Below are 24,835 nucleotides of genomic sequence, written 5' to 3'. Positions count from 1 at the left end.
TGTAAGATTATAAGAGCCCACCTTTTAAGGTGGGTTTTCTTTTGATTAATACATCCAGTTATTATTTTTTCCGCCTAACTTGCCACCTGATTTTCTTGAATCAGTGGCTTTGGGTTTTGGATTACTGACCACTCCAATTCCTTTATTGAAATTTTCTTGTTCTTTAAGGATGTAATTAAGATTATCTTGATTCCCTTCTACACTAGCATCTTCTAGTAAAGTGTATGAACAGCCCATAATTTGAATTTTTGTACCCTTTGGAATTATCGCAAGTTCTTTCTGATCAACCATAACAAACTCCAAACAACCCACCCCAGCGGTGGGTTTTCTTTTGTCTATTAAAACTTATTTCACCTGAAGAGTAAAAATAATTTTACCAATTTTACCTATCAGGTATTTACTTTATTTTACCTCGTAGGTATATTTATCTCACAGACAAAGAAAAGCCCCAGCGTAGCGCGAACTACCTGGAGCGTGACCCACAACCAATCTGTGAGTGAAATTATTATGAATGACAACCCTATCCAAAGCAACTTGCCAGAGTTCGGCCAGTCACGCATGACTTCTGAACGCTTGTTGCAACACCCTGCTCCAAAACCAAAGCAATCCATGATGAAAGAAGTCACTTCAAATGTGGCTGCCTGGATGGTTGTGTTTTCGGTCTTTCTTGGTCTGGCAATTATGGTTCTTCACGCATCAGACAAAGAAGCTGCGTATCAAGCCGAAGCCATCGCCAAAGCTGTAGGAGAAGCGAAATGAAATTTGCAGAACACATCGACAGCTTCCAGCAGGAAGATCCCAATTTTCTAACCTACCACTGTGAACGCTACCGTGTAGGTACAGATCGCCCAGTGATTTATGTGCTTAAGCGCAAAAGCAGTGTAAATGCCCATAAAGCGGGAAACATCGCAGGCTTTGAAGTTCATAAGCAGGCAATTGACGGCAGCATGATGCTGATCGAACTGGCTGATCAAAAAGAATGGCTAGTCAAGGCATTAAACCAAGCTAGACAACCAGTTGTCACAGCTCAACTACGCAGAAAACGTGAAGTGCGTAATGAAGCACAGCAGATGCTGGCGAACTCGGGTTTTTATGGTTCGGCTGAGCACCGTGACTGGGTGCGTCGTCACCGGTCACATCCTTAATTTTTTGGTTTTTTGAGGGAAAAATCATGACAAACGTATTTTTTAAACCGGCTCAACGTAAAAATGCAAAGTTACGCTTAGCTGTCTCTGGTCCTACTGGTGCGGGTAAAACCTATGGCGCTTTAATGCTGGCCAAAGGTATTGGTGGTCGTATTGCGGTTGCAGACACGGAAAACAGTAGTGCTGAACTGTATGAAGATATCGTTGCATTTGAACATGCAAATTTACAGCCGCCTTATACACCTGAAAAATTCATTGATGCCATCAAAGCAGCTGAAGCAGCAGGTTTTGACACTTTAATCCTGGACAGCATTACACACGAGTGGTCGGGTGTAGGTGGCTGTCTGGAAATTGTAGATAAGCTCGGCAGTACAACGTTCCGTGGTAATACCTGGGGAGCATGGAGTGAAGTAACACCGCGTCATCGTAAATTTATTGATGCGATGTTGCAGTCCAGCATCAATATCATTGTGACCTTACGCTCAAAAATGGAAACCGTGCAAACCAACAATGGCGGAAAAAAGAAAGTTGAAAAAGTGGGCATGAAGGCCGAGCAGCGTGAAGGTATTGAATACGAGTTCACCACAGTTCTGGATCTTACTCATGAAAACTTAGCCATTGCCACTAAAGACCGTACACGTTTATTCATTGAACCAAGACCGCTGACTGAAGCCGATGGTATAGCACTTAAGCGGTGGCTGAATTCTGGTTCTGCTGATGCATGTATCGACGGTAATCAGTTTTTAGAACTTCAATATCTCATGCAACAGGCAGGTATTGATATTGAGAAGTACTGCGCAAAACGTGGATTGAACAGTCTGCATGACGTTCAGCAACAAAAATTTGAAGAAACCTGTGAAGGTATCCGGGGAATTATTGCCCAGAAGTCTAGTCAAGCCGCTGCACAACAGCAAAGCACCCAGAACACGCAAAAAGACGATTTGAAAACTCGTTTCAACCAGGCTCTTAAAACCATACCTCAGGTTGAAGATATGAGTGTTTTAAGTAGCGCTCTGGAGATCTTCCGAAATTCTGAGTTTTATCCAACGATCCTGAAAACGTGTCAAGCACGTGCGGATCAGCTGGGTTACGAATTCACAGGCCGAGAATAAACAATGCAAGACGTACAAATTGAACAAAAGGGTCTGACCTACCTGAACCATTTACCAGATCCCACCAAGCCGGTGGGGTCGATTGACCTGACCATGAGAAAGGCATTCTTTGCATTCTTACTCAATGATCAGTACCGCATTTTAAGCGTCTGTAAAAAGAAAAATATGGTGACTCTGGTACACCCTACCCGTGGCCAAGTCACGATCACTTCTTCAGAGCACCTCAATGCGGAAGGGAAAAAGCGTTACCAGGTATTTTTTAAAGTTTATTTCAAACAAGGCTCGGCCTTTATCAAAAAATTGAATTCACAGATTCGCGTCATTCAAACGTCTTAAGGGGAAATACAGCATGGTTGAGAAAAATTTATTGACGATCAGCAAGGAAGAACTTGAGCACATCGTTGAAATCAGTAAAGGGGATGCATTCCGCGCTGCAGTTGAACAACTGGAAGTACATTTGCTGCAAATAGCAATTGTTAAGTGCCGGGGGAATCAAACGCTTACAGCGGAGACTCTAGGTTTGAATCGGGGAACACTGCGTAAAAAGTTAAAACATCACGGCATGATGCACTAATTTTACTATTCGGAACTTTGCTCATGACAAATATTAAAGATCTTAACAGCATAAAAATGGATAAAAACCTAGGCAAGGTGGTCGACACATTGGCCAATGATCCGTTTGGTTTATCAGCTGCGCAAATTGCGAACAATTCTAAGATGTCGCTGAAAACAGTTAAAAACTGCCTTGCTGTGTTGTTGCAAGACGAAAAAATTCACCTGGATGAGTTAGGTGTCTATCACACCACACAGACAACCGATCAAGTACATGCTGAGCCAGTAGTTCAAAAAGAAACTCTATTGGTGGTGAGTGCAAAGACTGGTGCTGTTCAGGAAGTAGTTAAAGACCAGACCAAAATTAATGACCCTACTCCTCCAGCACCTCAGGTCGTTGGTGTAGAAGGCTTCGATGCCAAAATCACACCGACAAATTTGCTTAATATTATTCCAGGGACACCTTTCAAGATAGAACAACCTCTACCTGAAACTCCTCAAGATGAAAGCAAACCTATTCGTGCACGAATTATTGAGTGTATTAAATCAGAAAGTCACGGTGCCAAGCCTGCAACAGTCGCTACTGCCTTAGGTCTTACTGCCCGTCAGGTGCGTAATTCTTGTTATTCACTTGAAAACCTTGGTTGCTTACGCTCAGAGAATTCAGGTGATGAACGTACATTTTTCTATGTAAAAGATATCCCTCGTGTACGTGCTGAACCCCGCATGAGTAAAGTCTCTACGCTTAAAAAGGGAAAAGATGCCAAGTCTCCATTCGACAACTGGATCGAGCATCGTGTGGTTGAAACCAAAACTGTAAAGCTTACTGAAAGCCAGCTGGAAGAAGTACTGAAGCATGTCTTCAAAATGGACAATGTCACCTTCCTGACTCCACTGCCAGATCCATATGTGGTGGAGCTCAAAATGGAGGTGATTCGTTGAAGCACGGGACAATCTCTGCATATACAAACCACGGGTGTCGCTGCGATGAATGTCGCGCAGCGAACACCAACTGGAAAAAGTTGTATGTATGCGGACTGGTAGAAAAAAGACAACGTAAACACGGCACGATGAGCATGTATAACACTGGCTGCCGTTGCCCTCAATGTATATCAGCATGCCGTGCTTATGCCCGTGCTCGGTATCAAAAATTAAAACAGGTGGCATGATGGAAATTAAGAGAGAGCGGTGTGTAAATACTGGCAACTGGATCCAGATGTGTGATGTCTTAAACGAAGTCACTCGCAATGAATATGGTGATATCCAAGCACAGCGCATGAGCCACCGTGAAATAAATTCAGCCAGACTTCAAATTGTTGCAGGTCGGTTTAAGAAGAACCGTGTGGTTTTGAATCACTGCCCTTTCTGTGGTGTTGATATTCACACTGAGCATAAGGAGCCAGCCAATGACTGAAGTTCAAAAATCTATGCACTGGCTACTTAATGCGAATACAGGCATGTCGAGTAAGTGTCTGATGGCAACACTGCTTAATAATGGTCCAGTGGCGGGCAAAGCATGGGAAACCAATTTCCACCCACATGATCCGGCCGACTTTGAGCGCTGCGTAGGATTACTTAATGCAGTACCGGAATTTCGTGAACGTCTTGGCCAAATGAAAACAGTCTCTAAACATTGGGCTGTTCTGGTTGATCACTGGGATGAAATTGAGACTCTATTGAATGAAGAAGTTAAACAGCGTTTTGCCCCTAAAACTTACGATCTGATGAAGTCGTTATTTAAAAGTATTGAGGTGACTGAGTGAGCATTCAAATTGTTCAACCTACACCATACGATGATGCCCAATTTCTGTGGTGTACCACCTGGTGTGAGAAAAAAGGTTTAAATCCATATGATGCGGATCATTGGGCAGCTGCTAAAGCGGAATATCTAAAGACTCAAGGAGGACAACAGTGACTGAATACTGTTTCATCTGTAAAAAGTTCACGGTTCATTGTGACGTGTTTTGTTCAATTTGTGGATTTAAGTGAGGTGTTATGAAAGCTAATACTGAGTATGAGTTGCTTCAGGCAATACATAGCGAGATGCAGGAGCTTAGAAAAGCACTCAAGGCGAGCAGTGAACGCCGGATTGGTCGAATTGAGTTTGCTAAATTGCTTAATATCGAACCTGAGACACTGGATTCCAGAATTCGAGACGGTCGCTACATGAAACCGCATAAGGATGGAAGAAAGAGTTTCTGGCTAAGTTCCTATGTTCAATCTGTCATTCTTGATATAGAGTTAAAAGATAAAGTCGCCTAGAGCGGCTTTATCTTTTTCAGGCGCTTCACTTTGTGAGTATCATTGTGAGTAACCCTTAGAACTAAGAGCAAAATATCAAGTTTTAAAACTTAATTATTCATCCACAATATCGGCAAATTCTGCACCTAAAATTCGCGCTAAATCTTGCGGATTTAACCCGATATCTAGCCCCCTTTTTCCACCGCTTACATACATCTTTTTAAGCTGGCTAGCACTACAACAAATTACTGTTTTTAAACGTTTCTTTTGTCCCACTGGGCTGATTCCACCCACCAGATATCCGGTTAATCGTTCTGCCTGTTTAGGATCTGCCATCTGCAATTTTTTACAACCGAATGCAGCAGCTACTTTTTTAAGATTAAGCTGATGATTGACTGGCAACACGGCAACGAAATACTGTTTTTCATCCGTGACTAATAGCGTTTTAAAAACCTCTTCAACAGCTAGGCCCAGTTTCTCTGCTGCTTCTAAACCAAAGCTTTTAGCATTGGCATCATGTTCATATTCGTGAATGCTATATTCGATTTTACTGGCTTTTAAAAGTTTGCAAGCTGGAGTCATGATATTTGACTATTTTGTTTTAGATAGCTGCATTATATAAAATTCACACCTTTCTCGAACATGGCTAGACTATTTATAAACCATATTATTCGATAAAGTTTCTACGAAAAGCCTTATTGCAAGAGGGTGAGTATCGTTGAGTTGACCTCCTACGACCATTCACCGACTTAGTAGACGACCTTTTGCCAATTTAAATGCTTTATCTTTTGGCTGAATATTCAGCATTGAATACAATTCTATGAACATTTCAGTCAATCTCACCATTTTGCGATACAGGAATTAAAAATAGGGCGACTCAGTAAGTTTAACTCACTACCTGATTCCACTGTTAAGCTCAGGAGTTGACTCTTTTTCTATGCATACTCACAACTCTAAGGGACCTTAAAATAATAGCTAACTGATAGATTTTTTAATTTAAAATAAATTAAATTCAATAACTTATTTAATAAAATCTCATATAATTAGAATTATTATATAAAAACCAGTCATGAGCACTTTTTAAACAGACTTTTTTTTCACTAAAATTTAAGATGAATAAGCTTTAAACCTTAAATACTGCAAACATCTAGTAGGATCTGATCAAAAATAGTTGACTTCTTTATTATCTGTCGGCAATGTTACATAAACATTATTAACTGTTTTAGCCAATTAGGCTTACAATGTAAAAATCCGACATAACTCCCATAAATGTCATTTTTTAACATTGCCAATTCCTTGCAAAGTTCTCATTATATAGCCCACTATCAGGCAGGCAATTTCTACACCAATTCAGACAAAATTTTTATAAAATGTAGAATTTCATGCCATAATGAAGGAAGTTTGCTGACATCTTGCAAACTTCTTTTGAAACTTTTGAATTGGAGCAAGCTGAATGAGTTCGACCATTTTGGTCATTCATGGACCGAATCTTAATTTGCTGGGAAAGCGTGAACCAGAAGTATATGGTCACTTGACTCTTGATGACATCAATCAGCAGCTCAGCGCTCAGGCTAAAAATGCCACTTTAGAATTAGACTCTTTCCAAAGCAACTGGGAAGGTGCCATTGTCGACCGAATTCATCAAGCACAACAAGACGGCGTGCAATACATCATTATTAATCCTGCAGCTTTAACGCATACCTCTGTTGCAGTGCGTGATGCACTTCTTGGCGTTGCCATTCCATTTGTTGAAGTCCATTTGTCTAACGTTCATGCACGTGAGGCATTTCGACATCATTCATATCTGTCCGATAAGGCGATCGGCGTGATCTGTGGTCTGGGTGCAAAAGGCTATGTCGCTGCCCTCGATTACATCATTGAAAAAATTCAATCTTCTAAGCAATCTTAATTAGGAATACTGTCTCATGGATATCCGTAAAATCAAGAAACTCATCGACCTGATGATTGAGTCTGACTTACAGGCGATCGAAGTTAAGGAAGGAGATCAATCCATTGCCCTGACTCGTCGCAATCCAGTGGTTGCAGCAGCTGTTCCTGCAATGCCTGCACCTGCAGCTGATGTACCTGCTGCGAAATCTCCACGTGGTGCTGTGGAAAAATCTCCGATGGTTGGTGTGTTCTATGCAGCACCAAGTCCAGGCGAAGCACCATTTGTGAAAGTGGGTCAAACTGTTTCTGCTGGTGAAACACTTGGTATTATTGAAGCCATGAAAATCATGAACCCGATTGAAGCAACTCAGAGCGGTGTGATTGAAGAAATTCTGGTGAAAAATGGTGAAGTGATTCAGTTCGGTCAGCCACTTTTCCGTTACCGCGCTTAATCACCTCGGGGATTCATAATAATGTTGCAAAAAGTTTTAATTGCAAACCGTGGTGAAATTGCCCTGCGCATCACCCGAGCTTGCAAAACTTTAGGAATTAAAACTGTCGGTGTCTATTCAGATGCTGACAAGGACTTGATGCATCTACGTTTCTGCGATGAAGCAGTATGTATCGGTCCTGGCGCAAGCAGTGACAGTTACCTAAATATTCCAGCAATTATCACAGCAGCTGAGATTACTGGTGCGGATGCGATCCACCCAGGTTATGGCTTTCTGTCTGAAAATGCTGAATTTGCTGAAATTGTTGAAAGTTCTGGCTTTATCTTTATTGGCCCACGTCCTGAACACATTCGCCTGATGGGTAATAAGGTTTCTGCCATTATTGCCATGAAAAAAGCCGGCGTACCAACAGTACCAGGCTGTGACCATGCAGTAACCATCCACAATGCCCTTGCTGAAGCCAAAGAAATCGGCTTTCCGCTGATCGTAAAAGCTGCTGCGGGTGGTGGCGGACGTGGTATGCGTATCGTTGAACGCGTAGATACCCTGCTCGAGTCTGTACAAGCGGCGCAACGTGATGCAGAAATGTGGTTCGGCGATGATACGGTTTATATGGAACGTTTCCTGCAAAAGCCGCGTCATGTTGAAGTACAGATCCTGGGCGATGGTAATGGCCATGCGATCCACTTGTATGATCGTGACTGTTCTTTACAGCGCCGTCATCAGAAAGTACTGGAAGAAGCTCCTGCACCAAACTTGCCTGAACAGGCACGTGCTGACATTCTGGAAGCTTGCGTAAATGCATGTAAGTTAATGCAATACCGCGGTGCTGGTACCTTTGAATTCCTGTTTGAAGACGGCGAATTCTTCTTTATTGAAATGAATACCCGTGTTCAGGTAGAACATCCTGTCACTGAAATGGTGACTGGTGTTGACATCATTGAACAACAGCTTCGTGTCGCTGCTGGTCTGGGTCTGGATATTCAGCAAGAAGATATCATCGTTAAAGGTCATGCGATTGAATGCCGTATTAATGCGGAAGATCCATCTACCTTTATGCCATCTCCAGGCATGATTGAGACTTTTTACACACCAGGTGGTGCAGGTATCCGTTTAGATTCGCATATCTACCCAGGTTATAGCATTCCACCGTATTATGACTCGATGATTGCCAAGCTGATTTCACATGGTAAAGATCGTGAAACAGCCATTGCCCGTATGAAGCAGGCGCTTGATGAAATGATTCTGACTGGCATCAAGACCAATATCCCGCTGCATAAAGATCTGATCCTTCAGGATGAGAACTTCTGTGAGCAGGCAATGGATATTCACTATCTCGAAAAACATCTGCTTAAACAACTTGAAGGTGCTGAAGAAAAGGCTTAATCCTCTTTCAGTATCCTTAATAAAAAACCGCTGATCATTCAGCGGTTTTTTATTATCTGTAACCTTAAGGAAGAATACGTCTTAAAGTTGCAAAACACTGCTCTGCCTTTTCAGTAGCACAGAAATTAATCGTATGTGGATTCTGCCATTTCACAAAATACTGTGAGACTTCACCGGACTGATCTTCTTGATTGCCAGAACAGTCTTTCTGGTTATTGTCATATTTCACCTGAAGAATTAAGGCCGGAACCTGAGCGGTGGTATCTTGCGGCAACTGATAGTCATAGATGCCTGATGACCATTCATCACCACTTTTAATAATCACATTGTTATCACTTTTAAAATTATAATATTCAACACACTTGCGGTTAGTCGGGATTTCCATTCCCCATAAGCCCATGATTTCAGGACGTGTTACGATACGGAAGGTATTGGCAACAGCTGAAGCTTGTGCTGCTGTTTGGGTATTTTTATTTATATCTGCAGCCATCGCCCAGGTGGTTAAGGTAAGCAGCATAAGGCTTAGACATGTTTTTTTCATATTAAAAATAGTATTCCTTGGATTGTCCCTAACTTAGCATATTTTTGACAGTGGGGAGTATGGCGAAAAATCATTTCATCTACTTAAATAAAAATATCAGCTAGATACATAATAGCCATTTCTTTTCCACATTATTTTGTTTATATTTTGTACTTATGCGATTTTAAGTATTGATTAAATTACAAACAATCAAAAACAAAAAGAAAGATCTCAAAGCTTATTTAACTAAAAAAACAGCATGTGATTTTTCATTGTAAATATACTAAGGTAGCTTCATTTTGCGATTTGCTGATTTTAAAGAAAAACAACTGGATCCGGATAGCTCTGCATATCTCATTATTGCGCTGTTAATTCTTATCTGTAGCTTTATTGGCATTGCAACGCGACCAACCGGCTATTTAGCATTTTTATGGCCAGCCAATGCAGCCCTACTCGCCTTCTTTTTACGCTTTCCACAGCTCAACAATAAAGGTGGCTGGCTAGGTGCGTTCAGTGCTTATATGTTTGCAGACCTGCTCACAGGTGACTTTTTTCTACAAAGCTTTTTTCTGACACTTTCAAATCTGTTAAGCACTATCGTTTCCCTATTCTGTATTCGCTATTTCAAAATTAATTATAAGTACTACAACAGCGGGTTTACCTTTATTCATCTGTTCGGTATCTGTGCCTTCGCAGGATGTCTTGCCAGCGCAGCATTTGCAGTGATTACTCTGGTGAATATCCCCGGTTCCTTTATCACTCCGGAAAACATGAAAATTGACTTTTTCCTGTGGTGGACTGGGGAAATGGTTAACTATATTATCATCCTGCCTTTGGTACTGGCATTCCCTACGGCCAAGCAAATTCGTTATTTTGCGAAAAATCGCAGGAAAAAATCTTATTCTTTCAGTTATTTTTTTCCGATGATCACTGTCGCGGTCTGTGTGGTCTTAACTCATATTTTTGCCGGGCCTGGCGCATTAATCTATCCTCTGGCCGCCTTAATCTGGGCAGCACTCACTTATCGTATTTTTACAATCTCGATTATTAATACACTGGTTCTGATCACCACTTATAGCAGCCTGACACAGATCTATCTGGCTGATCAAACCCTGGCAGATTCTACGACTTTTGTGTCCTTACGCATCGGCCTGTTTATGCTGGCACTGGCACCACTGATTCTGTGCATTATCAGCCAAAACCGGAATGAGCTGTATAAACATGTGCTTTATCTCGCCAATTATGACAGTTTAACCCGTACCATGAACCGCCATTACTTCTTTAAAGAAGGTGAAAGTTTACTGAAACAGTCTAGAAAATTGTCGTTCTCTCTTATTATGCTGGATATTGATTACTTTAAACGCTTAAATGATCAATACGGCCATCATGTTGGTGATGCAGTTTTACAGCAATTCTCTGAATTGGTGCGTACCAATCTGCGTAGCTGCGATCTGTTTGCCCGGATTGGTGGTGAAGAGTTTGTCGTCTTAATGTGGGATATAGAGCACGATGAAGCGCATTGGGTGGCTGAACGTATCCGTGAGCTGGTACAGCAAACACCAATTTATCTGGAACATGGCAAATCGGTGCATATCACGGTAAGTTTGGGTATTACCCATCAGGAAGCACCACAGCAGACCGAACTGCAGGATCTGATCAATATTGCAGATCAGGCGCTTTATCAGGCCAAGCATATGGGTCGTAATCAAGTCGTACTTGCATCTTAAAATTTTTAACTTTTATTTATTCAAACAGGGAATGTCATGAATTATCAGGAATATCTTAGCTATGATGGTCTGGGACTGGCCGAGCTGGTCGCAAAAAAAGAAATCCATGCTTCAGAGTTACTGAATATTGCTTTAGAACGCAGTAATCAGGTCAATCCTGAATTAAATGCCATCGTGATCCCGATGCATGATTATGCCTTAAAACGTACTGAGGCAAATTTATCAGGTCCTTTTGCAGGTGTGCCCTTCTTGGTTAAAGATCTGTTTCAGGAGTATGCCGGTTATCCGACTTCTTATGGCTGTACTGGTTTTAAACGTATTGGCTATATTCCGGATACCAATGCGGAAATTGTGAATCGCTGGGAAAAGTCCGGCATTGTAACTTTTGGCCGCACCAATACACCTGAATTTGGAATCAAAGGCATTACCGAGCCAGATGCCTGGGGTAGCTGTAAAAACCCTTGGAACTTAGCCCATAACAGTGGCGGTTCATCAGGTGGTTCTGCTTCTGCTGTTGCCGGGGGGATCGTGCCGATTGCGGGTGCGGGTGATGGCGGTGGTTCGATTCGAATTCCTGCTTCTTATTGCGGTCTGTTTGGTTTGAAACCAAGCCGGGGACGTACACCTTGGGGGCCACAAATGAGTGAAGCCATGCATGGTGCAGCGATTCAGCACGTTCTGACCAAAACCGTTCGTGACAGCGCTGCGATGCTGGATGCTACGCATGGTGAAGATCATCATTCCATGTTCAAGATCGAACGACCACATACGCATTATCTGGAGATTATTCAGCAACCACCGAAAAAACTGAAAATTGCATTCAATACCAAATCTCCTATTGGCACCAAAATCTCCAAAGATGCAGTTCAGGCCATTGACCAGACAGTGAAACTTTTGGAATCATTAGGACATGAGGTAATTGAAGATCATCCAGCGATTGACGGGATGCAATTGGCTAAGGATTTTATTACCACCTGGTTCAGTCAGTTCTCTTATATGCTTGAGGAAATCCGTAGGCAATATCCGTCTAAATCAACTGATTTTGAGCTAGATTCTCTGGTGTTATGTGCTTTTGGTGCCAAAACCACGGCGATTGAATATATCCAGAACCTGAACAACTGGGGTGTCTATGTTTCCCAGATGAATCATTTCTTTGAACGCTATGATTTATACCTGACACCAGCAACGGCGTCGGTGGCACCACGCAATGGTGAAGTAAAAACACCCGCTTGGCAAAAACCGATTATGAAAGCATTACTGGGTATGGGAAAGGCACATCTATTGGCGCAGGGTAAACTGATTGATCAGATCGTCAAGGAAAACCTGAAATGGGTGCCATTTACCCAGTTATCCAATATCACTGGCCTACCCGCCATGTCAGTACCACTATACTGGAACGAGCAGAATCTACCATTAGGATCTCAATTTATCGCGCCGTTTGCTCGTGAAGATCTGTTATTACAACTGGCTGCGCAACTAGAAGAAGCGCAACCATGGTTCGATCGTTATAAAGATATTCAGATCTAATAATTCAAGAATCATTATTTCAGGTGGACTTTGTGGGTTCCACCTGATTGGGTAAACCAGATAAAAATAGTAAACCCATTAGCGTAGCCACAGCGGCATATATAAAGATAGTCGCACCGCCAAATTGATCCCAGTACTGACCAGCAAGAATACTGCCACTAGCGACGCCAATCCCCCACATGGTGCTATAGAGTGCTTGACCTCGTCCCTGCTGTCCTGCCGAGAAATTCTGGAAAATCACCCGCATCGCAATCATATGAAACAGGCCAAAACTAAAAGCATGAATACTTTGTGCCATAAACTGCACTATAAATAGCGAAGGCAGCAGACCTACAATCAGCCAACGCAATCCTGTCAGCAACAAACAGATTATTACCAGTGTTCGCCACGACCAGCGATTAAAAAATAAAGTCGCATAAGCAAACATGATAATTTCCGCAATCACCCCAACCGACCACAGTAGTCCAATCTGACTGGTACTATATCCATGCTGACTGAGAAAATTGCTATAGAAGCTATAAAATGGCGCATGGGAAAAAAGCATAATCAGCTCAATGATGAAAAAGCTGTAAACCACTGGCCGTTTCAAGATTGGCCATAACGGTTCAAGCTGTTTTTGTGCAGATGGCGCCGTCGAAGGTTCCTTAATGCTAAAGGACCAGATAAAAGCAAGAAATGAAATACACAGTAATAATACTGGCAGCATACTGACCGGGATAATTTCAAATATTGCTCCAACAGCAAAAACACCAACAATAAAACCCACCGATCCCCATTTACGCACTTTGCCATATAGCTCGGCACGTTTTTCTCCGAGCCAGAAAAGCGTCACACCTTCAAATTGCGCCAGAATCGCATTTTGGAAAAAGCTAAAAATTAGCATCAGCAATGCCACAGACTGAAAGCTGTTTGGAACGATAAAAATCATAAACCAGATACAGGCTTCCATCCAAGTAGCAATGCGCACCAGCAGCATGCGTTTGCCAGATTTGTCAGCAATCCAGCCCCAAATGAGGGGTGCAAAAAAGCGAGTGACAATGGCAATTGAAGATAGAATCCCGATCTCTGAATAACTGAAACCTTGATCTTCAAGATACAAACTCCAGAATGGCATGAATGCGCCTACAATGGCGTAATAAAAGAAATAGAATCCGCCAAGTCGCGACTGGATGGGAAGATTGAGCATTAAAATAGGCTTACCTAATGATTTATAAACTTAAAAGATTTAAAAATGAATCACATTGTATTCGTTTGTCTCCATTTCAACTCAACAATCTATAAAATTTATTTTTTGTGAATTTTTAGATTTTACGAAATTACTTTTCCAAAATTTTAATCAATTTTTTGTTAATTAAATCATTGTCATACCTCAAATAATGTCAGAAGCTTCTAATTATCAATAAGAATATTCATCCTATTTCATTAACATTTGATCCTTGGTATATTTTTATGAGCTTTTGGTTCATTACAGCTTTATATTAACAAGTACCCAAAAATAACACTTCATAAAAAAACCTCCCAAAGGAGGTTTAATTACAAAGTATGGGCCAATACGTAGATCACTGTACTAATAATTATGATAGCCAATAAAGTTATCAATATTTCAAGTTTAGTCATTAAAGTGCACTCTGACTTCTTGTTGCTTATATTGTAGCTTATCTTAACATTCAATCCTAAATATAAAGGGTTACTAGAAATTTTAAAATATTTGCACTTTATTAATTCAGATTAAATCTCATGACTCAAGTTAATTGTCTTTTCTATTATTAAATCGACACACGGCTTTAAAAATTTGACTTTCATTATTCACCATGATCATTTTCATCAAAATCATTGAACCACGTACAAAGATTTATCATTATTAATTTCTATTGAATATTTAATGATATTTTTTTAGCTTCTAATAGACCAGCCCTGACTTCACCTTAAGAAACAGGGTAACTTTATATCCAAATGTATCTAGCCCTACTGTACTAAACCTATTTAATTTCTTTCAAGCAATCGCGACATAACTTAATTTCTTCGCTATCAGCCGTACATTCAAACTCAATGGTACTATGTAGGCCAAATAAGCAAAGCACGAACTGGAACATATCGATCTCCTTGCTTTAGTGCTCCCCTATTCAAGATATAAGGAGAATGATCCCTAGAATTTAAAAATCTCATCTAACTATATAAAATTAATAGAAAATTAAACCGATCAATCCCTAATTACCATTTTATAGTCCTTAGCCAAATATTTTCTCTTTAAACTATTTAAAGATAACTTATGAATAGATTTATGTAAGTATAGGAAATATATATTAATAGTTCTTACCCGTTAGTTTTATGTTTCTTTAAGTACTTGTTAAACTAATTGAGGACTTCTCATAAATATATAAATTAATTAGAAAGCTACTAATTGCAAAATCAACAAATACTCAGCCTAGTCGTTTCTTCAGTTAAACAAGGCCAAGGATTAATTTAGCCAATATTTGCATTTGATTGTTATTTTTCCTTTCTAAATAGTCGAAGACCTCACTCATTTGTGAGGTCTTTTATCAATTTATTCAGGGGTATTTGGTGCCTTAGATTCTGTCTCCGCTTCATGATGAGAACAGTTTTTTGCATTTCCCTTTTTGTATTTAGCCTTTTTATAACAGTATCCAGCCAATACGCCTGCGCCAATCAATGTTAATAATTTCATTGCTCACCTCAATAGATTAGAAATAACAACCTCTATAGGTATCATCTATATGGATTGCATTCCAAAGCTATTTGGAAAGTTTTTTTAAATGAAAGGTTAATTTATGTGTATAAAATAAAAAAGCCCACATTCCTGTGAGCTTTCCCCTTAACCATTTTGCGCTGATTTAGGATAGTTGATAAAACATACAACGATCAAACAATAGACAATCTATAAAAAATATAAATATATATACGAATTATATATATATCCATATTAAATAAGTCTGAAATTTAATTATTGCAATAAATAGTCAAACCAGCAACCTAGTTCTGGAGGCAATAAAAAAACCACCCTAAGGTGGCTTAAATTTGTTCTATTCTTATTAGAAAATTATTTTTATTATTGAGTCTTCGACTCTCCCCATACCTATTCATTAATTTTACGACCAATAGGAATCTGGCGTGCCATCGCCTCTTCAGGGACATTCCGTTGCAGATCTATAGTCAATAAACCATTATCATAATCTGCCTGCTGAACCTCTACATGTTCATCCAGGCGTAACGATAACTTAAATGAACGGCTTGCGATTCCCTTATATAAATATTCAACGTTTGGATCGTTTTTTTCTTCTACTATTTTACCAGTTATAGTCAGTACCTTATTTTCCAAATTAATCTCAAGTTGATCTTGATTAAATCCTGCAGTTGCAACAGAAATACGATAATTATTATCTCCTGTTTTTTCAATATTATAGTGGGGAAAGTTTGGCGTATCACTTTGTAATGCAAAATCGAATAGATCACTTAAGCGGTCAAAACCAATACTCCGACGGAATAGTGGTGATAAACTGAAATTACTCATCGTAACACCCTCCTGATTTTATAAACCAGCTGAGACTTCATTATCGATTTTGATAATAGAGTAAGAAGCAGTATCTGGATTGCTATCTTATTTATCAGGGTACATGCAGGTATTTTCAACGGCAGAAATAAATGAAAATACATTTCTTGCCCTATTTATATTTTTCCCGGCACATTTAGAAAAAATTAAATTTAAGTGAGTATTTAAAACATCGTTTTTTTCTTAGGAAAGGCAAAAAATTAATATTTTTTATAAAAAAACCGCACCTTGGGGAAGATGCGGATAAAACTCGATATTTAATCAAGTGTGGAGCTTTTTGAACACCTAGTAAAATAATCAAGATTCAAGAGACTGTCAATAAAATATTTAACTAAAATCTTAATTGATAAGGATAAAATTTTCTCTCTGCCGGGTTTTATGAGCGTCTATCTAATTAGACTCAATCCTTATTGTCACCTACCTCGCCCCCATGGACCTGATGATCAATTTCAGTTGCACCCTTCAAAGCCAATAAACAAAATATAAGGTTTAGCATAATTTTTCTTCCTATGAATAAGTTTATGGGAATGTTTAAGTATTTTCCTCTTTTAACTGCCTTGATTTAAATATCATCTTATTAAAGATTAAATAAGATCATTTACGTCACATTGAGAATTTCCTGAATCTAAGAAAATTTGAGGAATCTACTTAACAATATTGTTCCAGCAATTAAGCCGAGAACTCTTTTAATAAAAATCGCTTTACTGTCTCATCAAAATCCGGATTTGCGAGAATTGGCTGATTATTTTTAATAACTTGATAGCAACAGCTTGCAGCCACACCTACACCTAATAATGTCAACAATTTCATTGTTCACCTCAGATACTAAAAATTTAAACTTAAACTATCATTCAAAATTGTAGCCTTCCAACTTAGTTTTGATGATTTTATGTTCTGTATGTAATTGAATGTAGGTAAGATAAATAGTATTGAGTAAAAAATATACAGTTAAGTAAACATTGTAATTAACCTACAGTCTTGCACCACAGTTTTGTCAAAAAGGTCAATTCAAGTTAATTATGACTTAAATTCCTTCTGTTTAATTATGTCCTTATTCTAATAAAAATAAAATAATAGTCATCCGGCATACTAGGTCTGAGTGCATTACATGATCAATTTCTTAAAGATTAAAATGTTTATATTTCATGTTTAATGCCTAGTGGAAAGATATTCCAAACCTGCAAAAAGTGTAATTACGTTTTTAAGTGGTTTTGTGTCTATATTCATCTTATCTTAATTTTTATTAAAGACAAAAATTAGAATGTAGAGGTTAAGTATGTGTTCAAACTATGAGTTTCCGTCGAAACAACGCTTGTCTTTACTCGACATTCATGAAGAGCAGCTAGAATTAGAAATTAAATCTCATGTCTATCCACTTGCACCTGCTCCTATCATTATGCGTGGTACGGAAAATTTTGAACTCGATATTGCCCATTTTGGATTAATCCCTTCCTGGGCGAAAGAATTAAAATTTGGTCGTCACACCTATAATGCACGTACTGAAACAGTTGCCGGCAAACCCAGTTTTCGGCATGCCTGGGTAAAAAATCAATTTGCATTGGTGCCTGTAGAGGTCTTCTATGAACCTAAATATATAGAGGGAAATTCACATTGGTTCGGAATTTCACGTGCAGACGGTAACCCTTTTACTGTTGCTGCAATTTATGATGATGCCCATATTGATGGCAAGAGAATCAGATCTTTTTCAATGTTGACCATGAACGCAGATAAACATCCATTTATGAAACAGTTTCACCGTCCGAACGATGAAAAGCGTTCGATTATTGTCATCCCGGAAGAATTGCGGTATGACTGGTTGCACTGTACTCATGAAGAAGCCAATGATTTTTTTATTGAAATGAAAGACGAATTTATTGTCAAGCCTCAGAATAAAGAAAATTCATTAGATAAGAAAAATTAAGTATCCCTAACAGCATTCAGTTTACTTATTTAAATACTTAAAGAGCAAAAGTATTTTATTAAAACTTTTTAAAAGACAATTAAAAGCCCAAATAAAATTGGGCTTTATTGGAGTAAAATTAGTTTCACTCTTCCACTTCTAGAGGATCACCATCTTCCGGACGTGTATGACGCGTAGCATCATCTGCCGGGTCAACACTTGAACCATCTTTAGTAATTGCATTATATAATTCATCTTCCTTCTTATCATCAATAAATTCCTCGTCATCAAATTCCAGAGGCTCATTATCATCATCAAAGTTTAAAGGCTTTTCTTCATCTTTCATGGCGATCCCTTCATAGTTATCATGAGAAATTCTTATGCTCAAACATTGGTTAAAGTTATTCAATAGTCAACAATCATCATTTGTGTAACTAAAAAGAAAGACGAGTAGAATCTAAAATATTTAAAAAAAACTATCCGCTAATTTTTCTCTTAGCCGAAATCTATAATTTAAATGATTTAAAAATAAAATTTTTCTTGAAAGTAAGCTAACAAAGATAATCAGTTATCTTATACCTGATTAAAATAGAAATTTTATTAAGGGATGGATACACAACAAAACCATAACCTTCTAGAGATACCACATAATAAAGCTCTGATTAGAATTATTTTTAAAACATGAGTTTATCAGTTGTATTTCATGCGATATTTATATTGATATCGAGGTTAATATGAGTAATCGGAATATCAAAGAAATAATTTCCTCAGCTGGACGTAACTTGCATACCATTATCATCACTGCGCGAGAAGATGACGGTTCAATTGAAACACGCGAGGCGGAACCTTATAGTTATCGTCGTAAAGGTAAGACTGAGAAATTTTTTTGTTATGACATTCGCAGAGATGGTATCCGAAATTTTCATGTTGATAATATTATTTTCGTTGAAGAAACAGAAAATACTTTTTATCCACGCTGGATCGTAGAGGTTTAGGCTCAAATTTCATCAATAAAAATCAGACTGTCCTATCAAAGTCCACCTATTACAATGCAGGCCAACTTTAACAAGTCTAATAATAAATGAAACTAATATATTTTTTATTGATTAATTTACAATCAATTTAGCTTCTTTGATTTATAGAATGATCAAAAATTTAATTAACTATTATCTATTTACATAACTTTTAAAAATAAGATGCATAATTTTTGAGACAGTACTTTATTCTACATTTTCTTCATCAACGTCTTTCCAAACTTAAATTCAGTTATGAAGCCCAAAAGAAAACCGCCTTATGGCGGCTTTCTTCGAGTTTCAATACTTAGCGCTGTTGTCCGCGTTGATTTTGTTGATCACGCTGATGAGCTTGTTGTGTTGAATCTTGCTGTTGACCTTGTTGATTAGGCTGCTGTTGCTGTTGCAGATCCTGCTGATTCTGTTGATCTTGCTGGTTCTGCTGATTTTGCTGACGTTGATTTGGGTTCTGTTGATTTTGCTGGTTAGGCTGTTGCTGTTGCTGTTGATTTGGATTTTGCCATTGGTCTTGCTGATTTTGCTGACGCTGTTGCTGATTCTGGTTCGGATTTTGTTGGTTTTGGTTAGCCATTGGAGACGCTCCTTTTTCCTTTATAAGTAAATGAACCGATCTTTACGAGTTCAGTATTTACTCTACAGCCTTCTGCATAAACTCCAAGTCATAACCTGTTACAGACTAATTCAATGTAAAATAAATTGATTTAAACTATTGATAATCCATTTTTACACTTACATTATTTACCCAAGCATCTCGTAAATAATAAGAATAGCTACTAATATGTGCAGATGAAATCTATATCTTAAAAAATGCAAAATTCTAATTTTTTAAAATATAAATATTTTATTTATAATTCGTAAAATTATTAACTATAAAACTTAGATTTAATATTTTTTCAAGACATCAAAACCTATATAAAGATTCTAAATACTTTATACAGGGAAGATCAAAAATTGATTATACACTCAATTAAAATATAAGTCATTTTTGAGAAGATTAAACAATTGGGTTAAGTATGGGGCGAAGACCCAATTACCGATCATTCTAGTCTAAATATAGTTAAGTCAATTAGTATATCTTTCCATCATATTATAATTTTGTATATAAGCAGAATCGTCAATCCCATGCGCTACGACATAGTTTCCGCAATCTGTAACCATCTGAAGATTGATCAATACATTCACTTATGCAAAAAGACCAAAAATAAAAACCAAAGGAATCGCCGCTGATAAAAGTTTTTCATGATATTCCCCTAAAAATGAAGGGAAATTTTATTTTTAATTATTAATATATGATTAAAACGAGGAACAAAAACAAAAAAAGTAACCCTTTTAAGATATTAATTACTGCATTATAAACACTTTAATTAAACATAATAATAAATAAAAATAAGTAAGCAAACATTTTATAATATATTGTTATCTAATAGTTTATTAAAAAACCTCTAAAAAAGAGGTTTTTTCAATCTTATTCAAATTATTAATTAAATCGCGACCATTTTTACAATAATCGTTTGAGTATCTTCTTTTTCATCGGGTAATTGCAAACGTTTTAACTCCTTGCTTTTCACCTTTAGTTTTAAATTCTGGTAGGTAATAATCGCAGGAATCTGATCAAAATACTGTGCATCCGCATCAATTTCTTCCTGAAATAAAGGGGTACCCAACTGATAGTCCAGACTTTTCAGGACTACATATTTAACTGTAGTTTTCATTGTAACAACCTACTTTCATCAAGCACTTTATTTTTATTTTTACCACTGTTTAAGCTTAGATGATACCGTTAAATGCAAATTTTGCTTAACTCTTGGTCAAACACACTCATTCGCTGAATTTTGAACATGTGTATCTCATATTTAGCTTTTAACAGCATGTTTTGTATAAATGTATACAATCGTAAGGGTGATTGAAGAATCCGCATTTCGTCTATACATTGAATACATCACCCTCAAATAAAAATGATAGCCATGTTAAAAGAATGTTGTGATTTACTCGAACAAAAAAAACTGAAAGTTGCTTTTGTAGAAAGTGCAAGCTCAGGCTATTTAAGCAGCCAGTTTTCGCTTTATAAAGAATGTGGTGCACAAATTTTACTCGTTGGACTGGTTTGTTATGATGCCAATCTGAAAATGTCAATCTTAGGGGTACCTCAGGATTTAATTGATAAATATTCACCTGAATCCCCGGAAGTGACGAATGCGCTTGCGATTACCGGCCAGAAGCTGTTTCAAGAAGCCGATTTGATCGTAGCGTGTACCGGCTTGCTCAAACCTGGTGGTAGTGAATGTAAAGAAAAGCCGGTAGGAACGTTTTTTGTTTCGGTTTTCTATGAAGGTCAAACTTATGATTATCGCTATCTGATTGATGGTACACCTGAGGAACGCCTGGATATATTGACGGAACAGATTGCTGATCAAATGATGGATTTAATTGATAGCAAAACTGCTTAATTTCGCGTCTTTATAAAAAATTAGTGGATGAGGATAATGATGAAAGTCAATATTAGTTTGTTTTTACTTGGTATTTGTCTTAGTCCATTGAGCCTTGCGACGGTGGGTGGCCCACAAAACCTTGAAGTTTTGGGTTATGAAGCCAAGGACCAAAAACTATATCTGTTGCGCCATTATCTGGATGGGCGTGGACGTCTGCCTCAACTGTATTATTATAATTTTAAATCCAAGATGCCAAACCAGCTGATTCAGGTCAATTCCCTATATATCAATCCTAAAACCAAGAAAATTGACTATGATCAGAATAGCAAGAAGTTTGATCAGGAAATTGCCAAAATCAAGAAACGTTTGACTCCGGTAGTTCCTCTTCCGAAGCAGAATATTCAGCTCAAGTTACTAAAGACCAGAAAAGGCACTGCACCTGCATGGCATGATCCGAAACAAAGCGTACCTAAATGGACCTATCAATATCGGATTGAATCAGGTCACTATAAGAGTCCAATACAACAGGCTATCAGCTATAAACCCGATTTAAGGTTAAATCAGATCTATAAAATTCCGAAACAGGATAAATTACTGGTCACTGTAAAATATTTAGGCATTCAATTTGAAACTGGGTATCACATTGAAGATCCCGCCCTGCTCAGCCATTAAATGAAGATTAAATAAATATAACCTATAAAAAAATAAGGTCTGACGAGAGACCTTATTTTTTTATTTACAATAGCTGTAACTTAAACTGCTACAGCGCCGCGCTCAGCAATTGGAATCACTTTACGTAGTTCCGGACCCGTATAGTCTGCGCTTGGACGGATAATACGGTTATCTGCACGCTGTTCCATCACATGCGCTGCCCAACCGGTAACGCGTGACATCACAAAGATCGGTGTAAACAGTTTGGTTGGAATACCCATGAAGTGATAAGCAGATGCATGGAAGAAATCAGCATTACAGAATAATTTCTTCTCACGCCACATGACTTCTTCACAACGGACTGAGACTGGATAAAGTACGGTGTCGCCTACATCTTTCGCCAGCTTCTCTGACCACTGCTTGATAATACCGTTACGCGGATCATTGTCTTTGTAGATTGCATGACCGAAGCCCATGATCTTTTCTTTACGTTCCAGCATACCCAGCATTTCACGCTCAGCTTCTTCTGGCGACGTCCAGTTTTCAATCATATCCATCGCGGCTTCATTGGCACCACCATGCAGGGGACCACGTAGTGAGCCAATCGCACCGGTAATACAAGAATGCAAATCAGACAATGTCGATGCACATACGCGTGCGGTGAAAGTTGAAGCATTGAATTCATGCTCTGCATATAGAATCAGTGATACATTCATCACCTGCTCATGCAGCGCATTTGGCTTTTCACCACGCAGTAAGTGCAGGAATTGAGCACCGATTGAATCATCATCGGTATTTTCATCAATACGGATGCCGTCATGGCTATAGCGATACCAGTAACAGATAATCGCGGGTAGCGTTGCCAGAATACGATCCGCTACATCCTGCTGTTCAGCAAAAGACTTTTCTGTTTCCAGATTACCCAGCATGGAGACGCCGGTACGCATCACATCCATTGGATGCGAGTCCGCCGGAATGCGTTCCAGCACTTCTTTCAGTGCTTGCGGAAGGCGACGTAATGACTTAAGTTTTGCCTTATAAGCTGCAAGCTGCTCGGCAGTTGGCAATTCACCAAAGAAAATCAGATAGGCTACTTCTTCAAACTGGCAGTGTTCTGCCAGATCCTGCACATCGTAACCACGATATGTCAGTCCTGCACCGCTTTTGCCTACTGTTGAAAGTGCCGTTTTCCCTGCGACTTGTCCACGCAATCCTGCGCCAGTGAGTACTTTTCCTTCAGCCATTGTTTTAATTCTCCTGCTTAAACAGTTTATCTAATGTGTCTTCGAAGCTGTGATAATCTAAAAATTCGTAGAGTTCTTTTCGTTGTTGCATTTTGTCCAGTACATTTACCTGAGTACCGTTTTGACGGATCGACTGCATCACTTCTAAAGCCGCCTTTTGCATTGCACGGGTAGCTGACAGTGGATATAGCACCATACGAATGCCCTGCTCAGCCAGTTCTTCGGTGGTGTAATACGGTGTATCACCAAATTCGGTGATATTTGCCAAAACAGGTACACCCACCGCATCGCAGACTGTTCTATACATGGTGATGTCCGTCATTGCCTCAGCAAAGATCGCATCCGCACCCGCTTCTACACAGGCGCAAGCACGATCAATCACAGCCTGTAAGCCTTCTTTTTGCAAGGCATCGGTACGTGCCATGACCACAAAGTTAGAATCCGTTTTGGCATCCACTGCCGCCTTGATCCGGTCTACCATTTCCTGTTGCGATACGATTTCTTTATTTGGACGGTGGCCGCAACGCTTTTGTGCTACCTGGTCTTCAATATGTACTGCTGCTGCGCCAGCTGCAATCATCTGCTTAATGCTACGAGCAATATTAAATGCACCACCCCAGCCTGTATCAATATCTACCAGTAATGGCGTATCCACACGTTCAGTAATACGGCGTACATCTTCAAGGACATTATCAAGACTGGTCATACCCAGGTCAGGCAATCCATAAGAATAATTGGCCACACCGGCACCAGAGACATAAAGGGCTTTATAACCGACCTGTTTCGCCATCATGGCTGCATAGGCATTTACGGTTCCAATGATTTGTAGTGGTTTCTCAGTTTCTAATGCTTCTCTAAACTTTAAACCTGCAGACATTTGTTGTGTCATCTTCCCTTTCCACAGTGTTGGCTATAATTATTGAAGTTCGAGTATACCTATTCAAAACGCTCAATCCATGGCCTGATAGAATAAAAACTCTAAAACTTTAGTCAAATAATGCGGATAGATTTAGCATAAATCTTAGTCGAGATAATAGATACAGCAGTCTCCATGAAATGTGCGCACAACTTTGTTATGATGGCAACTGAAATAATCGAAAAGTGCTGATTTAGTCGTCAATATGCAGGATCTCGTTCAACTGGAACCCTTAGCCAAAGATGTGCCACAGACCAAGCGTGGTCATGAGCGCTGTCTCGCCCTTTTGATCAGTGCAACAGAGCTGTTCCTGGAACATGGTTATGATGCTGTATCACTGGGCGAATTCAAACATGAGGTGCGACAGTTTCAAAAGCCATATGATAATCAACAAGCTGAGCAAATTTCTCTAATGGTGTAAGCCAATCTAACGCCTTTCTAGGACGAGTATTCAGTGACATGGCAACTTGATTTAAATAATGCTGATCTGCCTGATTTAAATCAATCCCTTTAGGTAAATATTGCCTAATTAAACCATTCA

31 protein-coding genes and 2 pseudogenes are annotated in these 24,835 nt (G+C 38.9%); 20 read left to right on the top strand and 13 right to left on the bottom strand.

The genetic code is table 11. The features are described from left to right. Positions 1-45 precede the first annotated feature (45 nt). On the bottom strand, positions 46-291 hold the full coding sequence (locus tag F899_RS07735; RefSeq protein ID WP_005221874.1) for a hypothetical protein: 246 nt from the start codon (positions 289-291) through the stop codon (positions 46-48). A 216-nt stretch (positions 292-507) separates the two neighbouring features. Here F899_RS07735 and F899_RS07730 point away from each other — a divergent pair, with 216 nt between their 5' ends. The 10 genes from F899_RS07730 to F899_RS07690 all read left to right on the top strand — a co-directional run bounded on the left by F899_RS07730 (position 508) and on the right by F899_RS07690 (position 5,071). After that, positions 508-759, top strand: a complete 252-nt coding sequence (locus F899_RS07730) for a hypothetical protein (protein WP_005221873.1) — start codon at positions 508-510, stop codon at positions 757-759. Continuing rightward, entirely contained in the window at positions 756-1,145 is a 390-nt protein-coding gene (locus F899_RS07725; RefSeq protein ID WP_005221871.1) for a hypothetical protein, read from the top strand. The genes F899_RS07730 and F899_RS07725 overlap by 4 nt, the downstream gene beginning before the upstream one ends. Before the next feature lie 26 nt (positions 1,146-1,171). After that, on the top strand, positions 1,172-2,257 hold the full coding sequence (locus F899_RS07720) for an ATP-binding protein (RefSeq protein WP_005221870.1): 1,086 nt from the start codon (positions 1,172-1,174) through the stop codon (positions 2,255-2,257). A gap of 3 nt (positions 2,258-2,260) precedes the next feature. Beyond that, positions 2,261-2,593, top strand: a complete 333-nt coding sequence (locus F899_RS07715) for a hypothetical protein (RefSeq protein ID WP_005221869.1) — start codon at positions 2,261-2,263, stop codon at positions 2,591-2,593. A 13-nt stretch (positions 2,594-2,606) separates the two neighbouring features. Next, on the top strand, positions 2,607-2,831 hold the full coding sequence (locus F899_RS07710; RefSeq protein WP_004646816.1) for a helix-turn-helix domain-containing protein: 225 nt from the start codon (positions 2,607-2,609) through the stop codon (positions 2,829-2,831). 23 nt (positions 2,832-2,854) lie between these two features. After that, on the top strand, positions 2,855-3,751 hold the full coding sequence (locus F899_RS07705; protein WP_005221868.1) for a hypothetical protein: 897 nt from the start codon (positions 2,855-2,857) through the stop codon (positions 3,749-3,751). Positions 3,752-3,977: 226 nt separating this feature from the next. Beyond that, a complete protein-coding gene (locus tag F899_RS07700; RefSeq protein ID WP_005221867.1) occupies positions 3,978-4,223 on the top strand; it encodes a hypothetical protein in 246 nt (81 codons plus the stop codon). Further along, positions 4,216-4,572 (top strand): hypothetical protein, encoded by a 357-nt coding sequence (locus tag F899_RS07695; protein WP_004646813.1) that lies wholly within the window; start codon positions 4,216-4,218, stop codon positions 4,570-4,572. The genes F899_RS07700 and F899_RS07695 overlap by 8 nt, the downstream gene beginning before the upstream one ends. Next, entirely contained in the window at positions 4,569-4,724 is a 156-nt protein-coding gene (locus tag F899_RS15650) for a hypothetical protein (protein ID WP_004646812.1), read from the top strand. The genes F899_RS07695 and F899_RS15650 overlap by 4 nt, the downstream gene beginning before the upstream one ends. A 128-nt stretch (positions 4,725-4,852) precedes the next feature. Continuing rightward, positions 4,853-5,071, top strand: coding sequence for a hypothetical protein (locus F899_RS07690; protein ID WP_227499332.1), 219 nt, complete (start codon positions 4,853-4,855; stop codon positions 5,069-5,071). A 93-nt stretch (positions 5,072-5,164) separates the two neighbouring features. On the opposite strand, the gene ybaK is transcribed toward F899_RS07690, so the two are convergent. After that, positions 5,165-5,632, bottom strand: coding sequence for a Cys-tRNA(Pro) deacylase (gene ybaK / locus F899_RS07685; RefSeq protein ID WP_005221865.1), 468 nt, complete (start codon positions 5,630-5,632; stop codon positions 5,165-5,167). Between the two features lie 871 nt (positions 5,633-6,503). Between ybaK and aroQ the strand changes: the two genes are divergently transcribed. The 3 genes from aroQ to accC are packed head-to-tail and all read left to right on the top strand — an operon-like array spanning position 6,504 to position 8,778. Further along, positions 6,504-6,959 carry a type II 3-dehydroquinate dehydratase gene (gene aroQ, locus F899_RS07680; RefSeq protein ID WP_005221864.1) on the top strand — a complete coding sequence of 152 codons (456 nt, stop codon included), beginning with the start codon at positions 6,504-6,506 and terminating at the stop codon, positions 6,957-6,959. A 16-nt stretch (positions 6,960-6,975) separates the two neighbouring features. After that, positions 6,976-7,392 carry an acetyl-CoA carboxylase biotin carboxyl carrier protein gene (accB, locus tag F899_RS07675; RefSeq protein WP_004809213.1) on the top strand — a complete coding sequence of 139 codons (417 nt, stop codon included), beginning with the start codon at positions 6,976-6,978 and terminating at the stop codon, positions 7,390-7,392. A gap of 21 nt (positions 7,393-7,413) precedes the next feature. Then, entirely contained in the window at positions 7,414-8,778 is a 1,365-nt protein-coding gene (gene accC, locus F899_RS07670; protein WP_005221863.1) for an acetyl-CoA carboxylase biotin carboxylase subunit, read from the top strand. 64 nt (positions 8,779-8,842) lie between these two features. Here the strand turns inward: accC and F899_RS07665 are convergent, their stop codons facing one another. After that, positions 8,843-9,268, bottom strand: coding sequence for a hypothetical protein (locus F899_RS07665; RefSeq protein WP_171056660.1), 426 nt, complete (start codon positions 9,266-9,268; stop codon positions 8,843-8,845). 329 nt (positions 9,269-9,597) lie between these two features. Here F899_RS07665 and F899_RS07660 point away from each other — a divergent pair, with 329 nt between their 5' ends. Beyond that, positions 9,598-11,025, top strand: a complete 1,428-nt coding sequence (locus tag F899_RS07660; protein WP_004894573.1) for a sensor domain-containing diguanylate cyclase — start codon at positions 9,598-9,600, stop codon at positions 11,023-11,025. A 36-nt stretch (positions 11,026-11,061) separates the two neighbouring features. Beyond that, complete coding sequence (locus F899_RS07655) at positions 11,062-12,552, top strand: amidase (RefSeq protein WP_005221861.1); 1,491 nt, start codon at positions 11,062-11,064, stop codon at positions 12,550-12,552. Between the two features lie 19 nt (positions 12,553-12,571). Here F899_RS07655 and F899_RS07650 read toward each other — a convergent pair whose 3' ends face one another. From F899_RS07650 to F899_RS15640, 4 genes are all read right to left on the bottom strand, one after another. Beyond that, a complete protein-coding gene (locus tag F899_RS07650) occupies positions 12,572-13,738 on the bottom strand; it encodes an MFS transporter (protein ID WP_034433981.1) in 1,167 nt (388 codons plus the stop codon). A 1,359-nt stretch (positions 13,739-15,097) separates the two neighbouring features. Then, positions 15,098-15,238 (bottom strand): hypothetical protein, encoded by a 141-nt coding sequence (locus F899_RS15645; RefSeq protein WP_004809171.1) that lies wholly within the window; start codon positions 15,236-15,238, stop codon positions 15,098-15,100. A 408-nt stretch (positions 15,239-15,646) separates the two neighbouring features. Further along, positions 15,647-16,081: an Hsp20 family protein gene (locus F899_RS07645; protein ID WP_005221855.1), complete on the bottom strand. Its 435-nt coding sequence runs from the start codon at positions 16,079-16,081 to the stop codon at positions 15,647-15,649. 708 nt (positions 16,082-16,789) lie between these two features. Continuing rightward, entirely contained in the window at positions 16,790-16,930 is a 141-nt protein-coding gene (locus F899_RS15640; RefSeq protein ID WP_004809164.1) for a hypothetical protein, read from the bottom strand. Between the two features lie 466 nt (positions 16,931-17,396). On the opposite strand from F899_RS15640, the gene F899_RS07640 reads away from it, so the two are divergent. Continuing rightward, positions 17,397-18,041 carry an SOS response-associated peptidase gene (locus tag F899_RS07640; RefSeq protein WP_005221852.1) on the top strand — a complete coding sequence of 215 codons (645 nt, stop codon included), beginning with the start codon at positions 17,397-17,399 and terminating at the stop codon, positions 18,039-18,041. Between the two features lie 124 nt (positions 18,042-18,165). Here the strand turns inward: F899_RS07640 and F899_RS07635 are convergent, their stop codons facing one another. Continuing rightward, positions 18,166-18,366, bottom strand: coding sequence for a hypothetical protein (locus tag F899_RS07635; RefSeq protein WP_005221851.1), 201 nt, complete (start codon positions 18,364-18,366; stop codon positions 18,166-18,168). Positions 18,367-18,754: 388 nt separating this feature from the next. Here F899_RS07635 and F899_RS07630 point away from each other — a divergent pair, with 388 nt between their 5' ends. Beyond that, the gene (locus tag F899_RS07630) at positions 18,755-19,015 is read left to right on the top strand and encodes a WYL domain-containing protein (protein ID WP_005221850.1); all 261 of its coding nucleotides are present in this window, start codon (positions 18,755-18,757) and stop codon (positions 19,013-19,015) included. Between the two features lie 325 nt (positions 19,016-19,340). On the opposite strand, the gene F899_RS07625 is transcribed toward F899_RS07630, so the two are convergent. Next, on the bottom strand, positions 19,341-19,625 hold the full coding sequence (locus F899_RS07625) for a hypothetical protein (protein WP_004809157.1): 285 nt from the start codon (positions 19,623-19,625) through the stop codon (positions 19,341-19,343). A 910-nt stretch (positions 19,626-20,535) separates the two neighbouring features. Beyond that, positions 20,536-20,766, bottom strand: a complete 231-nt coding sequence (locus F899_RS07620; RefSeq protein WP_004809153.1) for a hypothetical protein — start codon at positions 20,764-20,766, stop codon at positions 20,536-20,538. A 252-nt stretch (positions 20,767-21,018) separates the two neighbouring features. Between F899_RS07620 and F899_RS07615 the strand changes: the two genes are divergently transcribed. Both F899_RS07615 and F899_RS07610 read left to right on the top strand, forming a co-directional pair. Next, entirely contained in the window at positions 21,019-21,501 is a 483-nt protein-coding gene (locus tag F899_RS07615; RefSeq protein ID WP_005221849.1) for a CinA family protein, read from the top strand. A 39-nt stretch (positions 21,502-21,540) separates the two neighbouring features. Further along, on the top strand, positions 21,541-22,155 hold the full coding sequence (locus F899_RS07610; RefSeq protein ID WP_005221848.1) for a hypothetical protein: 615 nt from the start codon (positions 21,541-21,543) through the stop codon (positions 22,153-22,155). A gap of 80 nt (positions 22,156-22,235) precedes the next feature. On the opposite strand, the gene prpC is transcribed toward F899_RS07610, so the two are convergent. Further along, complete coding sequence (prpC, locus tag F899_RS07605; protein ID WP_004894563.1) at positions 22,236-23,378, bottom strand: bifunctional 2-methylcitrate synthase/citrate synthase; 1,143 nt, start codon at positions 23,376-23,378, stop codon at positions 22,236-22,238. 4 nt (positions 23,379-23,382) lie between these two features. Then, complete coding sequence (gene prpB, locus F899_RS07600) at positions 23,383-24,267, bottom strand: methylisocitrate lyase (protein ID WP_004810717.1); 885 nt, start codon at positions 24,265-24,267, stop codon at positions 23,383-23,385. Positions 24,268-24,499: 232 nt separating this feature from the next. Between prpB and F899_RS07595 the strand changes: the two are divergent. Further along, positions 24,500-24,640, top strand: a pseudogene (locus F899_RS07595) (TetR/AcrR family transcriptional regulator); the annotation flags it as partial. Position 24,641: 1 nt separating this feature from the next. On the opposite strand, the pseudogene F899_RS15565 reads toward F899_RS07595, so the two are convergent. Then, positions 24,642-24,835: pseudogene (locus F899_RS15565) on the bottom strand (IS30 family transposase); the annotation flags it as partial.

It is taken from the genome of Acinetobacter sp. CIP 101934 (assembly GCF_000369585.1).
Taxonomy (GTDB): domain Bacteria; phylum Pseudomonadota; class Gammaproteobacteria; order Pseudomonadales; family Moraxellaceae; genus Acinetobacter; species Acinetobacter schindleri.
Note: the sequence above shows the minus strand (reverse complement) of the source record. Positions and strands in the feature narration are given on the sequence as shown.

What these genes read in the sequence shown, in the direction of transcription:
- F899_RS07735 (WP_005221874.1), bottom strand. Translation starts at nt 291, where the DNA reads ATGGTTGATCAGAAAGAACTTGCGATAATTCCAAAGGGTACAAAAATT.
- F899_RS07730 (WP_005221873.1), top strand. Translation starts at nt 508, where the DNA reads ATGAATGACAACCCTATCCAAAGCAACTTGCCAGAGTTCGGCCAGTCA.
- F899_RS07725 (WP_005221871.1), top strand. Translation starts at nt 756, where the DNA reads ATGAAATTTGCAGAACACATCGACAGCTTCCAGCAGGAAGATCCCAAT.
- F899_RS07720 (WP_005221870.1), top strand. Translation starts at nt 1,172, where the DNA reads ATGACAAACGTATTTTTTAAACCGGCTCAACGTAAAAATGCAAAGTTA.
- F899_RS07715 (WP_005221869.1), top strand. Translation starts at nt 2,261, where the DNA reads ATGCAAGACGTACAAATTGAACAAAAGGGTCTGACCTACCTGAACCAT.
- F899_RS07710 (WP_004646816.1), top strand. Translation starts at nt 2,607, where the DNA reads ATGGTTGAGAAAAATTTATTGACGATCAGCAAGGAAGAACTTGAGCAC.
- F899_RS07705 (WP_005221868.1), top strand. Translation starts at nt 2,855, where the DNA reads ATGACAAATATTAAAGATCTTAACAGCATAAAAATGGATAAAAACCTA.
- F899_RS07700 (WP_005221867.1), top strand. Translation starts at nt 3,978, where the DNA reads ATGGAAATTAAGAGAGAGCGGTGTGTAAATACTGGCAACTGGATCCAG.
- F899_RS07695 (WP_004646813.1), top strand. Translation starts at nt 4,216, where the DNA reads ATGACTGAAGTTCAAAAATCTATGCACTGGCTACTTAATGCGAATACA.
- F899_RS07690 (WP_227499332.1), top strand. Translation starts at nt 4,853, where the DNA reads ATGCAGGAGCTTAGAAAAGCACTCAAGGCGAGCAGTGAACGCCGGATT.
- ybaK (WP_005221865.1), bottom strand. Translation starts at nt 5,632, where the DNA reads ATGACTCCAGCTTGCAAACTTTTAAAAGCCAGTAAAATCGAATATAGC.
- aroQ (WP_005221864.1), top strand. Translation starts at nt 6,504, where the DNA reads ATGAGTTCGACCATTTTGGTCATTCATGGACCGAATCTTAATTTGCTG.
- accB (WP_004809213.1), top strand. Translation starts at nt 6,976, where the DNA reads ATGGATATCCGTAAAATCAAGAAACTCATCGACCTGATGATTGAGTCT.
- accC (WP_005221863.1), top strand. Translation starts at nt 7,414, where the DNA reads ATGTTGCAAAAAGTTTTAATTGCAAACCGTGGTGAAATTGCCCTGCGC.
- F899_RS07665 (WP_171056660.1), bottom strand. Translation starts at nt 9,268, where the DNA reads ATGGCTGCAGATATAAATAAAAATACCCAAACAGCAGCACAAGCTTCA.
- F899_RS07655 (WP_005221861.1), top strand. Translation starts at nt 11,062, where the DNA reads ATGAATTATCAGGAATATCTTAGCTATGATGGTCTGGGACTGGCCGAG.
- F899_RS07650 (WP_034433981.1), bottom strand. Translation starts at nt 13,738, where the DNA reads ATGCTCAATCTTCCCATCCAGTCGCGACTTGGCGGATTCTATTTCTTT.
- F899_RS15645 (WP_004809171.1), bottom strand. Translation starts at nt 15,238, where the DNA reads ATGAAATTATTAACATTGATTGGCGCAGGCGTATTGGCTGGATACTGT.
- F899_RS07645 (WP_005221855.1), bottom strand. Translation starts at nt 16,081, where the DNA reads ATGAGTAATTTCAGTTTATCACCACTATTCCGTCGGAGTATTGGTTTT.
- F899_RS15640 (WP_004809164.1), bottom strand. Translation starts at nt 16,930, where the DNA reads ATGAAATTGTTGACATTATTAGGTGTAGGTGTGGCTGCAAGCTGTTGC.
- F899_RS07640 (WP_005221852.1), top strand. Translation starts at nt 17,397, where the DNA reads ATGTGTTCAAACTATGAGTTTCCGTCGAAACAACGCTTGTCTTTACTC.
- F899_RS07635 (WP_005221851.1), bottom strand. Translation starts at nt 18,366, where the DNA reads ATGAAAGATGAAGAAAAGCCTTTAAACTTTGATGATGATAATGAGCCT.
- F899_RS07630 (WP_005221850.1), top strand. Translation starts at nt 18,755, where the DNA reads ATGAGTAATCGGAATATCAAAGAAATAATTTCCTCAGCTGGACGTAAC.
- F899_RS07625 (WP_004809157.1), bottom strand. Translation starts at nt 19,625, where the DNA reads ATGGCTAACCAAAACCAACAAAATCCGAACCAGAATCAGCAACAGCGT.
- F899_RS07620 (WP_004809153.1), bottom strand. Translation starts at nt 20,766, where the DNA reads ATGAAAACTACAGTTAAATATGTAGTCCTGAAAAGTCTGGACTATCAG.
- F899_RS07615 (WP_005221849.1), top strand. Translation starts at nt 21,019, where the DNA reads ATGTTAAAAGAATGTTGTGATTTACTCGAACAAAAAAAACTGAAAGTT.
- F899_RS07610 (WP_005221848.1), top strand. Translation starts at nt 21,541, where the DNA reads ATGAAAGTCAATATTAGTTTGTTTTTACTTGGTATTTGTCTTAGTCCA.
- prpC (WP_004894563.1), bottom strand. Translation starts at nt 23,378, where the DNA reads ATGGCTGAAGGAAAAGTACTCACTGGCGCAGGATTGCGTGGACAAGTC.
- prpB (WP_004810717.1), bottom strand. Translation starts at nt 24,267, where the DNA reads ATGACACAACAAATGTCTGCAGGTTTAAAGTTTAGAGAAGCATTAGAA.